Annotated in this window: 11 protein-coding genes; 6 read left to right on the forward strand and 5 right to left on the reverse strand. The window is 40.7% G+C overall.

Annotated elements, in window-relative coordinates:
- Positions 1 to 15: 15 nt before the first annotated feature.
- Both D8844_RS08275 and D8844_RS08280 read right to left on the reverse strand, forming a co-directional pair.
- The gene (locus tag D8844_RS08275; RefSeq protein WP_000008775.1) at positions 16 to 2,076 is read right to left on the reverse strand and encodes a heavy metal translocating P-type ATPase; all 2,061 of its coding nucleotides are present in this window, start codon (positions 2,074 to 2,076) and stop codon (positions 16 to 18) included.
- Between the two features lies 1 nt (position 2,077).
- The gene (locus D8844_RS08280; protein WP_000910910.1) at positions 2,078 to 2,356 is read right to left on the reverse strand and encodes a DUF6110 family protein; all 279 of its coding nucleotides are present in this window, start codon (positions 2,354 to 2,356) and stop codon (positions 2,078 to 2,080) included.
- A gap of 151 nt (positions 2,357 to 2,507) precedes the next feature.
- Here D8844_RS08280 and D8844_RS08285 point away from each other — a divergent pair, with 151 nt between their 5' ends.
- A complete protein-coding gene (locus D8844_RS08285; protein ID WP_001095535.1) occupies positions 2,508 to 3,356 on the forward strand; it encodes a putative RNA methyltransferase in 849 nt (282 codons plus the stop codon).
- A gap of 110 nt (positions 3,357 to 3,466) precedes the next feature.
- Here the strand turns inward: D8844_RS08285 and D8844_RS10540 are convergent, their stop codons facing one another.
- From D8844_RS10540 to malQ, 3 genes are all read right to left on the reverse strand, one after another.
- On the reverse strand, positions 3,467 to 3,673 hold the full coding sequence (locus tag D8844_RS10540) for a hypothetical protein (RefSeq protein ID WP_009013759.1): 207 nt from the start codon (positions 3,671 to 3,673) through the stop codon (positions 3,467 to 3,469).
- A gap of 250 nt (positions 3,674 to 3,923) precedes the next feature.
- Positions 3,924 to 6,182, reverse strand: coding sequence for a glycogen/starch/alpha-glucan family phosphorylase (glgP, locus tag D8844_RS08295; protein ID WP_084856257.1), 2,259 nt, complete (start codon positions 6,180 to 6,182; stop codon positions 3,924 to 3,926).
- 24 nt (positions 6,183 to 6,206) lie between these two features.
- Positions 6,207 to 7,724, reverse strand: coding sequence for a 4-alpha-glucanotransferase (malQ, locus tag D8844_RS08300; protein WP_049501519.1), 1,518 nt, complete (start codon positions 7,722 to 7,724; stop codon positions 6,207 to 6,209).
- Between the two features lie 476 nt (positions 7,725 to 8,200).
- Between malQ and D8844_RS08305 the strand changes: the two genes are divergently transcribed.
- The 5 genes from D8844_RS08305 to D8844_RS08325 all read left to right on the forward strand — a co-directional run bounded on the left by D8844_RS08305 (position 8,201) and on the right by D8844_RS08325 (position 13,712).
- Entirely contained in the window at positions 8,201 to 9,472 is a 1,272-nt protein-coding gene (locus D8844_RS08305; RefSeq protein WP_000095461.1) for an extracellular solute-binding protein, read from the forward strand.
- Between the two features lie 126 nt (positions 9,473 to 9,598).
- The gene (locus D8844_RS08310) at positions 9,599 to 10,891 is read left to right on the forward strand and encodes a carbohydrate ABC transporter permease (protein WP_000431414.1); all 1,293 of its coding nucleotides are present in this window, start codon (positions 9,599 to 9,601) and stop codon (positions 10,889 to 10,891) included.
- A 1-nt stretch (position 10,892) separates the two neighbouring features.
- Positions 10,893 to 11,735 carry a sugar ABC transporter permease gene (locus D8844_RS08315; RefSeq protein WP_001065654.1) on the forward strand — a complete coding sequence of 281 codons (843 nt, stop codon included), beginning with the start codon at positions 10,893 to 10,895 and terminating at the stop codon, positions 11,733 to 11,735.
- Positions 11,736 to 11,915: 180 nt separating this feature from the next.
- Positions 11,916 to 12,716 carry a DUF1189 domain-containing protein gene (locus D8844_RS08320; RefSeq protein WP_125423327.1) on the forward strand — a complete coding sequence of 267 codons (801 nt, stop codon included), beginning with the start codon at positions 11,916 to 11,918 and terminating at the stop codon, positions 12,714 to 12,716.
- A gap of 9 nt (positions 12,717 to 12,725) precedes the next feature.
- Entirely contained in the window at positions 12,726 to 13,712 is a 987-nt protein-coding gene (locus tag D8844_RS08325; protein WP_001145428.1) for a LacI family DNA-binding transcriptional regulator, read from the forward strand.
- Positions 13,713 to 13,719: the final 7 nt, after the last annotated feature.

The raw sequence follows: 13,719 nt of genomic DNA on the forward strand, positions 1-13,719 counted from the left end.
GTGAATAGTCCCCACCTATCCCTTAATAGACAGGCTACGCAGGACTATGCGTAAGGTTGTTAGATTATGTAGGATAGAGAGGTTTGAAGGACTGAGCCAATTAAACAAGCCAAAGCCAATCAAACTACTATTTACGACAACGGTATCTTGAATATTCTTCTTGATGAGTGTTTGCAAAGATGATGATAGCCAATCCAACTCTTGGAAGAAATCCAAACGATTATCTAACAATAAGATATCGCTCATCTGCTTAGAAATATCTGCACTCTCATTCATCACCACACCGATATCTGATAGGGTTAGAGCCGCTGAGTCATTCAATCCATCTCCAACCATCAAAATCGTGTGACCTGCTTTCTGCAGTTCCTCTACTAACTCAAATTTCCCATCAGGTTTCAAGTCTGTATAGACCTGATCAAAGGGCAAATCTTTGACTAATTCCTCTGTCCTAACCAAGGTGTCCCCTGTTGCCAGAATCAATTTTTTCCCTTGTGCCTTAAGTTTCTCCAAGGCTGCTTTTGCTTCTTTTCTCAAAGGAGTATGAATGCAGAACATTCCAATCAATTCATTCTGATAAGCCAAGAATAAGAGATTGTAGTGACTCTTGTACTCTTCAATTAAAGCATTTTGTTCTGAACTGATATGAATCTGCTCATCCTGCATCAAGACATAATTCCCAATAAGAACTGGTTGGCCATCTATATGAGATTTGATCCCCTTGCTTGCAATATATTGGAGTTTCCCATGCATTTCCTCATGTTCAATTCCCTCTATCTCAGCTTGCTTGACGATGGCATTAGCAATAGGATGATAAATGTGTTCCTCAAGACAGGCACTGATTCTGAGAATATCTTCCTCACTATAGTCCCCAAAAGGTAACACCTTTTCAACTATAGGATAACTAGTTGTGATTGTTCCCGTCTTATCAAACAAGAAAGTATCAACTTCCAGATATTTCTCCAGAACATCCCCATCCTTAATCACCATTTCACGGTTCAACCCCTCCTTGATAGCTGTCAAATAAGCTACAGGAGTAGAGATTTTCAAAGCGCAGGAGAAATCGACTAATAGGAAAGAAATAGCCTTAGAAAAAGAACCTGTTAATAGGTAAGTTAGCCCAGCCCCCAAGAAATTATATTTGACGACCTTATCCGCCATCTTGATGAAATAGCGTTGTTTCGTTTTCTTGTTTTCTTCAGATTTCTTCATTAACTCAATCAGTTGTAAAATCCGGCTGTTCATCTGATTATCGGTTACACGAATGCGTAACTCTCCAGTTTCTAATACTGTATTTGCACAAACCAAATCAGACTCTCTTTTTTCAACTGGAAAACTCTCTCCCGTCAAGGAACTTTCGTTGACCATACCTAAACCTGAAACTACTTGTCCATCAAACAGAATTTCATTTCCTTGAGATAGGACCAAGACATCTCCTATTTGAACATCGGAACTCTTGATACTAACAACCGTATCGCCCTGTACTAAGAATACGTCGCTCTCTTTTGCAAGAAGGCTTTGTTCTAAATCTGTTGCAGTTTTTTTCAAAGACCACTGATCTAAATGATTCCCCAAATCAAGCATAAACATGATATTGCTAGCTGTCTTGGATTGGTTCATAAACAAGGACAATAAAATCGCCGAACAGTCCAAGACTTCCATCGTTAGTTCCTTACGCGCTAGTGTTTGATAGGCTTCTCTAATATAACCCAAAGCCTGATAACAAGTCCATATATAGCGAATAGGATACGGCACAAAACTACGAAAAAGTACACGCTTAATCGCTGCACCTGAAACAATAGAATAAGCACTCTCTTCTCTACGAATGGGAAGAGTCATCAACTCAGAAACTTTCCCTTTATCAATTCTTTTTAAAAAGGCTTCTGCATTATCTAATACAGAAAAGCCTTCTTTTATGCGTAGAGTAAAGTGCTGTTGATCCATGTAAAACTGGATAGACTCAATCCCCTTTTCATCTCTCGCCAAGGAACGAAGATAGTCTTGAATATCCAAGGTGAGTGAAAAAGAAGATGATAGTCGGATATGTTGGTATCCTCTATGTAGCACTTTAAAAGACATATTATTCTCCTATAAGGCTATCTAATTGCTCTTCTTTTTTCTCTTGCTCGTACAAATATTTGGCATCTTGCAAGACATCGTCTCCATGTTGTTTCACAACAGAAACAGATGCATCTAGCCCGTCTTTCAACTTGTAAGCCTTAGCCAAAGCTTTAGAATAACCTTTTTTAGCTTCCTTACTTGCCAAGATTTTCAAACCAAGGGTACCAAATGCGACACCACCCAAAAAGAGTGATGATTTTTTCGCAACTTTTGCAACGGTTAATACTTCTTTTAACATACTTATTTCCTCCTTATCATTATTATATAGAAATTTAGATATAAAAGCAATTTTATTCTATAAATTGGAGAATTAGTTTTATTTCTACTGAATCTCCCATCTACTTATTTCTAAAGTTGCTTTCATTTGCCTCTTTTGATACACTTAAACTATGAATACAAACCTCAAACCCAAACTTCAGCGTTTTGCTTCTGCGACTGCCTTTTCCTGCCCTATCTGCCAAGAAAATCTGGCCTTGGTAGAGTCTAGCCTCAAGTGTAGCAACCGCCATTCTTTTGATCTGGCAAAATTCGGCTATGTCAACTTGGCTCCGCAAATCAAGCAATCTGCCAACTACGACAAGGAAAACTTCCAAAACCGCCAGCAAATTCTTGAAGCTGGTTTTTATCAGGCTATTTTAGAAGGTATCTCGGACTTACTAACAACTAATCCATCCGCAAAAACAGTCTTGGATATCGGTTGTGGCGAAGGTTTCTACTCTCGTAAACTCCAAGAAAGTCACTCTGACAAAACCTTTTACGCCTTTGATATTTCAAAAGATTCCGTTCAAATCGCTGCCAAGAGCGAACCAAACTGGGCGGTCAACTGGTTTGTCGGCGACCTGGCTCGTCTTCCTATAAAAGACGCCAGCATGGATATCCTGCTTGATATCTTCTCGCCTGCCAACTATGGGGAATTCCGTCGCGTTTTATCCAAAGACGGTATTTTGATCAAGGTCATCCCAACTGAAAATCACCTCAAAGAAATCCGTCAAATGGTGCAGGACCAGCTGACAAAGAAGGATTATTCCAACCAAGATATCAAAGAACATTTCCAGGAACATTTCAGCATCCAATCTAGTCAGATTGCTTCCTTAACAAAACCTATCTCGGCTGAGCAACGCCAAGCCCTGCTTGCCATGACGCCCTTACTCTTTCACGTTGACCATACCAAGATTGACTGGAGCCAACTGACAGAGATTACCATTGAAGCAGAGATTCTAGTTGGGAAAGTACGGTAAACAAATCTTTCAGATAAGACAAAAACCCGCACCTCTTCTTGAGGTGTGGGTTTAAATCGCGATTTTTCAACTGTCTATCCGAAAAGTGGAAAAAATTTTAACCTCTCCATTTATTTTCGATTCGAAATGACAAATTTATCAATGAATAATAAGTGAAATGAGGCAAGTGTAATCCCCAAATAGCACCCATGATAAGAGATTTCTTGATGGGTAAGTGGAAAAAGAGTACGATTCCCCATCGAGAGTGATGACAAAACCACAAATAGTATCCAAAATAAATCAGTCCATTTATATTTTGAAAAATATTTTTTCCACATAAAAACACCTTCTTTCTTCACCACAATGCTATTATAATACAAATTATAAGCGGATACAAGAAATACGAGGCCATCAACTACGAAGAATCATGAGACTGAAATACAGTAAAAAGCAGTATTTCTAAAACTTCAACGTATCTATGATTTATCTCTTTTTAGACCTGATTGGCTAAAATCCACATCATTCAAAAAAGCGAATTTCAATTGAAATTCGCTTTTTTTACAAAGTGATTAGTATAAATTTTGTATCTTAGTTCAAGTGCCAGATATCTTCGTTGTACTGAGCGATTGTACGGTCAGATGAGAAGAATCCTGCTTTGGCAATGTTAACGATGACTTTATCCAACCATGCGTCGCGGTCTTCGTAGTCAGCAAGCATTTGCTCTTTGACTTTAATGTAGTCTTCCAAGTCAAGGAGAGTCATGAACCAGTCTTTGTTGATCAATTCGTTGTAAAGACGTTCCAAGCGTTCTTTCTTACCTACTGCAAGAACAGCATCGCTCACAATGAAGTCAACCAAAGGTTTGATAGCTTCACGAGCATAGAATTCGCTTGATTTGTAAGCTGCTTTTGCGTAAAGGTCGATAACAGTTTCTGAATCTTCACCAAAGATATAGATGTTTTCGTCGCCAACCAACTCAGCGATTTCCACGTTAGCACCGTCCATAGTACCAAGAGTCAAAGCACCGTTCAACATGAATTTCATGTTACCAGTACCTGAAGCTTCTTTAGAAGCAAGTGAGATTTGTTCTGAGATGTCACATGCTGGGATCAAGAAGCTTGCTGCAGTAACGTTGTAGTTTTCAACCATTACGACTTGCAAGTGTGGAGCTACAGCTGGGTCGTTAGCAATCACTTCTGACAAGCAAAGGATCAAGTGAATGATGTCTTGAGCGATTGTGTAGGCAGGAGCAGCTTTACCACCGAAGAATACTGTGATAGGACGAGCAGGGATGTTACCAGCCTTGATATCAAGGTATTTGTGGATCACATACAAAGCGTTCATTTGTTGGCGTTTGTACTCGTGAAGACGTTTGATTTGGATGTCAAAGATAGAGTTTGTATTGATTTCCACACCTTGGTGTTCTTTCAAGTGACGAGCCAATTTACGTTTGTTGTGAGCCTTGATGCTTTCCAATTTTTCTTTAACAGCAGCCTTGTCTTCGTATGACAAGAGTTTTTCAAGCTCATCTGCTTCATGGTGCCAACCATGTCCAAGAATCTCATCCAAGTAGTGAGACAAGCTTGGGTTAGCATGCATGAGCCAACGACGGAATGTGATACCGTTTGTTTTGTTGTTGAATTTTTCTGGGTAGATGTCGTAGAAAGCTTTCAACTCTGAGTTCTTCAAGATTTCAGTGTGAAGAGCTGCAACCCCGTTTACACTGTATCCGTAGTGGATATCCATGTGAGCCATGTGAACACGTCCGCTCTCATCGATGATTTGAACAGCTGGGTCTTTGTATTCTGCCTTCACACGACGGTCCAATTCTTCGATGATTGGTACCAAGTGAGGAACCACTTCTTCCAAGAATTCAAGAGGCCATTTTTCAAGGGCTTCAGCAAGGATTGTGTGGTTAGTGTAGGCAGTCATGCTACGTACGATTGAGATTGCTTCATCAAGCTCGATACCTCGCGCAGTCAAGAGACGGATCAATTCAGGAATCACCATTGATGGGTGAGTATCGTTGATTTGTACAACAGCGTAGTCTGCAAGGTCATGCAAGTTGCTTCCTTTTTCGATTGCTTCGTCGATGATCAATTGCGCACCGTTTGAAACCATGAAGTATTGTTGGAAGATACGGAGCAATTCACCTTGCTTGTCGCTATCGTCTGGGTAAAGGAAGAGAGTCAAGTTGCGAGCGATATCTGTCTTGTCAAAGTTGATACCATCTTCGATGATAGAAGAATCAACTGAATCCAAGTCAAACAAACGCAAGCGGTTTTTAGTAGCTGTCTTGTAACCAGGTACATCAATATCATAAAGGGTAGATGTCAATGTGAAGTGTGCAAATGGCACTTGGTAGCTACGGCTTGAGCGTACCAACCAGTTTTGCTCTGTCAACCAAGCGTTAGGAATTGTTTCTTGTTGGTTGTTTTTAAGAACTTGTTGGAAAAGACCGAAGTGGTAGTTCAATCCAACACCGTCACCATTCAAACCAAGTGTAGCGATTGAGTCGATAAAGCAGGCTGCCAAACGTCCCAAACCACCGTTACCAAGTGATGGTTCCAATTCTACTTCTTCGATTTCGATCAACTCTTTACCTGCAGCTGCAAGCTCTTTTTTAACTTCGTCATAAAGACCAAGGTTAATCAAGTTGTTTGACAAGAGTTTACCGATCAAGAACTCAGCTGAGATGTAGTAAACCTTTTTCTTACCAGTGTTAACTGGTTTTTGGCTGCTTGCAAGCTTGCTGTAGTTAAGAAGAGCAAGGTAAAGCTCTTCATTGCTACATTCTGCAATGGTTTTATTGTAACGTTTTTGTACAAATTCGTTTAATGGTAACATGTTTATGTGTCTCCTGATAATGTCTTATTTCTTTAATTCTACCAAATTTTCATTGATTCGGCGATAAATTGTAGTCAAGTCAAGCAAAGTTTCTTCAACAGCTGGTGTGAGTTGGTCTGCTGTCATACGCCATGACCAGTTTCCGCCAAGAGTAGATGGGAAGTTCATACGAGCTGACTCATCTAGTTCTAGCAAGTCTTGCATAGTTGCAATAGCCATGAAGCTAACAGATGAAAAGACTGTGCGAAGCATTGCGTGTGGCACTGTTTCGTACTCTTTACGGTTCGTGTAACGAGCCATGTATTCACGAGTTGGATCGTCGATTTCATTACGGTACCAACCAAGAACAGTGTTATTATCGTGTGTTCCTGTGTACATAACAGAGTTGGCAGGTGCCAAGTGTGGGCTATCGATACTTTCATCTTCTGGGTTGAAGGCGAATTGAAGAATCTTCATTCCTGGGAAGCCAGTACGTTCACGCAACTCGATGACTTCATCTGTCATGAAACCAAGGTCTTCTGCGATGATGTTTAGCTCACCAAGCTCTTCCTTAACGGCTGCAAAGAGTTTGTAGCCTGGACCTTTCACCCATTTACCAGGTGCTGCTGTATCGGAACCAGCAGGAATTTCCCAGTAAGATTCGAAACCACGGAAGTGGTCGATACGAACGATATCGTAGATCTTGAAGCTTTCGCGCAAGCGTTCAACCCACCATTTGTAACCGTCTTTGTCCATTGCTTCCCAGTCATAGATTGGGTTGCCCCAAAGCTGACCAGTTGCAGAAAACTCATCTGGTGGGCATCCTGCGATGCAAGTTGCTTTACCATTGGCATCTGTCTTGAAGAGGTGTGGATTTGCCCACATGTCGCTTGAATCTTCCGCTACGTAGATAGGCATGTCCCCAACGATTTCGATGTGGTTATCGTTAGCGTAGGCTTTCAATTTCAACCATTGTTGGAAGAAGAAGTATTGTGTCACACGGTGGTAAACCAACTTGTCTGCCAATTTCTCACGGTAGCTTTCAAGCGCTGAAGCTTTACGGGCACGAGCATCTGCATCTGGCCATTCTGTCCAAGCAAGATTGTCAAAATGCTCTTTGATCGCCATATACTCAGCGAAGAGTTCAAGCCATGATTGGTTGTCTTGAGCAAACTTCTCAAAATCTTTGACATCTCCCACTTCCAAGAAGCGTTTAACTGCTTTTTCTAAAAGCGGACGACGTGCATAATAAATCTTCGCATAATCAACTTCAGATGCATCGCTACCAAAGTCAACACCTTCAAGGTCACTGGCTTCGAGCAAGCCTTGCTCTACCAAGATATCAAGGTCGATAAAATGCGTATTTCCAGCAAAGGCTGAGAATGATTGGTATGGAGAATCTCCATAGCTTGTTGTCCCAAGAGGGAGGATTTGCCAGTAACGTTGCTTGGTACGAACCAAGAAATCAACGAAATCATAGGCGCTTTGGCCAAATGATCCAATCCCGTAAGCTCCTGGAAGAGAAGAGATGTGCATCAACACACCACTTTGACGTTTTTTCATAATAGCACCTCATGTGTTTGTAATAAAACGCTGCGCAAATCAAGGCGCAAACGTTTGCGTTGATTTAAGTATAACGCATTTCAAAAACAAATGCAAGCGGTTTTAAAAAATTTTTTTGAATTATTTTAATCAAACAAAACTTGTTCCCACTGATATTTTATGAAATAAGCCAAAAAAATTTTAAAGATTTTCTGATTTAAGATAATTCATTCCCAATATCTGCTCTATTTTCTGAAAAACCGAGCCGAATTTACGCAATCGTTTTCCTAATATATTTTCCATTCAAGAAAAACAAACATTTTAAGTTCTTTCCTATATATAGGCTTTAACAAATGTTTGAAACCTTAAAATTTTTTTAAAATTTTTGCTAAAAAAGCTTGCAACCGTTTTCTATTTGTGCTATACTAAGTTCGTAAAAGAAAACGTTTGCGTTTTCTCATTAAATTATTTTTGTTATTCTTTAGGAGGAATACACTATGTCATCTAAATTCATGAAGAGCGCTGCTGTGCTCGGAACTGCTACTCTTGCTAGCTTACTTTTGGTGGCTTGCGGAAGCAAAACTGCTGATAAAGCAGCTGATACTAGCTCATCTGAAGCAAAAGAAATCACTTTCTACGTTGAAGACCAATACAAAGCCTACGCTGAAAAAGTTGCTGCAGCTTATGAAAAAGAATCAGGTACAAAAGTTAACATCAAATCAGGTGACCAACTTGGTGGACTTGACAAACTTTCTCTTGACAACCAATCAGGTCAAGCTGCTGACGTTATGATGGCACCATACGACCGCGTAGGTAGCCTTGGTACTGACGGACAACTTTCAGAAGTTACTTTGAGCGACGGCGCTAAAACAGATGATAAGACTAAATCTCTTGTAACAGCTGCTGACGGTAAAGTTTACGGTGCTCCTGCCGTTATTGAGTCACTTGTGATGTACTACAACAAAGACTTGCTTAAAGAAGCTCCAAAAACTTTTGCTGAATTAGAAGAACTTGCTAAAGACAGCAAATACGCTTTCGCTGGTGAAGATGGCAAAACTACTGCATTCCTAGCTGACTGGACAAACTTCTACTACGCATACGGACTTCTTGCTGGTAACGGTGGTTACGTATTCGGACAAAACGGTAAAGACGCTAAAGACATCGGTCTTGCAAACGACGGTTCTATCACTGGTGTCAACTACGCTAAATCTTGGTACGAAAAATGGCCTAAAGGGATGCAAGATACTGAAGGTGCTGCAAACTTGATCCAAACTCAATTCCAAGAAGGTAAAACAGCTGCTATCATCGATGGACCTTGGAAAGCTCAAGCATTCAAAGATGCTAAAGTAAACTACGGTGTTGCTACTATTCCAACTCTTCCAAATGGTAAAGAATACACACCATTCGGTGGTGGTAAAGCTTGGATCATCCCATCAAGCACTAAGAACCTTGAAGCTGCACAAAAATTTGTAGACTTCCTTGTTTCAACTGAACAACAAAAAGCATTCTACGATGCAACTAACGAAATCCCAGCTAACACTGAAGCTCGTTCATACGCTGAAGGTAAAAACGATGAGTTGACAACAGCTGTTATCAAACAGTTCAAGAACGCTCAACCAATGCCAAACATTTCTCAAATGTCAGCTGTTTGGGATCCAGCTAAAACAATGCTCTTTGACGCTGTAAGTGGTAAAAAAGATGCTAAGACAGCTGCTAACGATGCTGTAACATTGATCAAAGAAACAATCAAACAAAAATTTGGTGAATAATTGAATTCGTTACAAGGGGGGAGAATACAAATCCCCCTTTGATTTTATAAATTTACGAATGATTGCAGTTGCCTATCTAGTGATTGGAGACAAACTTCAATCTCGTATCCTATGAAAGGAGTATTCATGGAAAACCAACAACCTAGCAAAGCAGCCTTGCTTTCAGTGATTCCTGGGTTAGGACAGATTTACAATAAACAAAAGGCCAAAGGTTTTATCTTCCTTGGTGTAACTATCGTATTTGTTCTTTATTTCCTAGCACTTGCTGCGCCGGAATTGCACAATTTGATCACTCTTGGTGACAAGCCAGGTCGTGATAATTCCCTCTTTATGCTGATTCGTGGTGCCTTCCATTTAATCTTTGTAGTCGTTTATGTGCTCTTTTATTTCTCAAATATTAAAGATGCACATACAATCGCAAAACGTATTAACAATGGAATTCCTGTCCCACGTACTTTTAAAGATATGATCAAAGGTATTTATGAGAATGGTTTCCCTTACCTCTTGATCATCCCATCTTACGTCGCTATGACATTTGCGATTATCTTCCCAGTTATCGTAACCTTGATGATTGCCTTTACCAACTATGACTTCCAACACTTGCCACCAAACAAATTGTTGGACTGGGTTGGTTTGACTAACTTTACAAACATCTGGAGCTTAAGTACCTTCCGTTCAGCCTTCGGTGCGGTTCTTTCTTGGACCATCATCTGGGCCTTGTCTGCTTCTACTTTGCAGATTGTGATTGGTATCTTCACCGCTATCATTGCTAACCAACCATTTATCAAAGGAAAACGTATCTTTGGTGTTATTTTCCTTCTTCCTTGGGCTGTTCCAGCCTTCATCACTATCTTGACATTCTCAAACATGTTTAACGATAGTGTCGGAGCGATCAACACTCAAGTATTGCCTATCTTGGCTAAGGTTCTTCCTTTCCTTGACGGTGCTCTTATCCCTTGGAAAACAGACCCAACTTGGACCAAGATTGCCTTGATTATGATGCAAGGTTGGCTAGGATTCCCATACATCTACGTTTTGACTTTGGGTATCTTGCAGTCAATTCCTAACGACCTCTACGAAGCGGCTTATATCGATGGTGCCAATGCTTGGCAAAAATTCCGCAACATCACTTTCCCTATGATTTTGGCTGTTGCAGCACCAACATTGATCAGCCAATACACCTTCAACTTTAACAACTTCTCTATCATGTACCTCTTCAACGGCGGAGGTCCTGGTAGCGTTGGTGGTGGAGCCGGTTCAACTGATATCTTGATCTCATGGATTTATCGTTTGACAACAGGTACATCTCCTCAATACTCTATGGCGGCAGCTGTTACCTTGATCATCTCTATCATTGTCATCTCTATCTCTATGATCGCATTCAAGAAACTACACGCATTTGATATGGAGGACGTCTAAGATGAATAACTCAATCAAACTCAAACGTAGACTGACTCAAACCCTCACTTACCTCTACTTGATTGGTCTTTCAATCGTGATTATCTATCCACTTTTGATTACTATTATGTCAGCCTTCAAGACTGGTAACGTCGTAGCTTTTAAACTAGATGCTAACGTCGACTTTAGCTTTGCCAACTTCCAAGGGCTCTTCACTGAAACCTTGTACGGCACTTGGTACCTCAACACTTTGATTATCGCTTTGATTACAATGGCTGTTCAAACAAGTATCATCGTACTTGCTGGTTACGCCTACAGCCGTTACAACTTCTTGGCTCGTAAACAAAGTTTGGTCTTCTTCTTGATCATCCAAATGGTGCCAACTATGGCCGCTTTGACAGCCTTCTTCGTTATGGCCCTTATGTTGAATGCCCTTAACCATAGCTGGTTCCTCATCTTCCTATATGTCGGTGGTGGTATCCCAATGAACGCTTGGTTGATGAAAGGCTACTTCGACACAGTACCGATGTCTCTTGATGAATCAGCAAAGCTAGATGGTGCAGGACACTTCCGTCGCTTCTGGCAAATTGTTCTCCCTCTTGTTCGGCCAATGGTTGCAGTACAAGCGCTCTGGGCCTTCATGGGACCTTTCGGAGACTATATCCTCTCTAGTTTCTTGCTTCGTGAGAAAGAATACTTTACAGTTGCCGTTGGTCTACAGACCTTTGTCAGCAATGTGAAAAACTTGAAGATTGCCTACTTCTCAGCAGGTGCTATCCTCATCGCCCTTCCAATCTGTATTCTCTTCTTCTTCCTACAAAAGAACTTTGTTTCAGGACTTACAAGTGGTGGCGACAAGGGATAATCTATCCCCGCCACCCTTTTTCATTTTGATCTTGTTTCTAAAGTTGAAAGATTAGACACAAGACCGCAAATAGTAGCAAAATCAGCTTTTCAGTAAGCAATTTATCTACTAGACTTGAAATAAAGCACATTTCTCTATATAATAATACTCATATAGAAAACACCTTTTAGAAAGATACAAATGCTTCCATATCCATTTTCATATTTTTCAAGTATTTGGGGATTTCGTAAGCCCCTGTCAAAACGTTTTGGACCCAACTGGTTTCAACTCCTCTTTACTAGCATTTTCCTCATCAGCTTGTCTATGATTCCAATTGCCATCCAAAACAGCTCACAGGAAACGTATCCACTGGATACCTTTATCGATAATGTCTACACACCCCTGACAGATGAAGCAATCATGGATTTGTCGGAGAATGCGCAGATAGTAGATGGAAAACTGAGCTATGCTGGAACTAAAAATCAGCAAGCTTCTCTTCTGATTGGTCCAAGTCCAAGTACGGAATTGCCAAAGGATTTGCAACTTCATTTTGATACTGAAGAACTCATCATCAGCAAGGAAAGCAAGGAACTGACCCGCATTCGCTACCACGCCATTCAAACGGAGAGTTTCCAGAGTAAGGAAGCTTTAACCCAGGCTATTTCTAAAGACTGGTATCAACAGAACCGTGTCTATATCAGTCTCTTTCTCGTCCTTGGTGCTAGCTTCCTCTTTGGATTGAATTTCTTCATTGTCTCTCTTGGAGCTAGTCTTCTCCTTTATATCACCAAAAAATCACGCCTCTTTTCATTTAGGAGCTTTAAAGAGTGCTACCATTTTATCTTGAACTGTTTAGGATTACCAACTCTGATTACGCTTATTTTGGGACTTTTTGGCCAAAATATGTCAACCCTTATCACTGTACAAAACATTCTTTTTGTTCTTTATCTGGTCACTATTTTTTACAAGACACATTTCCGTGATCCAGATTACCATAAATAGGAGATTTTTATGCCCGTGACGATTAAAGATGTGGCTAAGGCAGCAGGTGTCTCACCTTCAACTGTTACCCGCGTCATTCAAAATAAATCAACGATTAGTGATGAAACCAAAAAACGAGTTCGTAAGGCTATGAAGGAACTCAACTACCATCCCAACCTCAATGCTCGCAGTCTAGTTAGCAGCTATACTCAGGTTATCGGCCTGGTGCTTCCTGATGACTCGGATGCCTTTTACCAAAATCCTTTCTTCCCATCTGTCCTTCGTGGTATCGCCCAAGTCGCGTCTGAAAACCACTACGCTATTCAGATTGCAACAGGGAAAGATGAGAAAGAACGGCTCAATGCGATTTCTCAGATGGTTTATGGCAAGCGTGTTGACGGTTTGATTTTCCTCTACGCTGAGGAAGAGGATCCTCTGGTCAAACTAGTAGCCGATGAGCAGTTCCCTTTCCTCATTCTCGGAAAATCTACTTCACCCTTTATCCCTCTTGTTGATAATGACAATGTACAAGCGGGCTTTGATGCGACAGAGTATTTCATCAAAAAAGGATGCAAACGAATTGCCTTCATCGGGGGGACAAAGCGACTCTTCGTAACGCAAGATCGTCTAACTGGCTATGAATCCGCACTCAAACAACACCAACTTCCGATTGATACCAACTTAACCTACTTTGCGACCGAATTTCTAGAAGAAAAAGGGTATCAGTTCAGTGAACTCCTGTTCAATCACGATCCGCAGATTGATGCTATCATCACAACCGATAGTCTCCTAGCAGAAGGAGTTTGTGACTACATCAGTAAGCATCAGTTAACTGTTCCTGTCTTGAGTTTCGACTCTGTCAATCCTCGACTCGATCTCGTAGCTTATGTCGATATCAATAGTCTGGAACTTGGACGTGTTTCCTTTGAAACCATTCTCCAGATCATCAACGATGCTAAAAACAATAAACAAATTTGTTACCGCCAGTTGATTGGACACAAAATTATCGAAAAATAAAGACCAG

Source organism: Streptococcus oralis, from assembly GCF_003942875.1.
In the GTDB taxonomy this organism is placed as follows: domain Bacteria; phylum Bacillota; class Bacilli; order Lactobacillales; family Streptococcaceae; genus Streptococcus; species Streptococcus oralis_BX.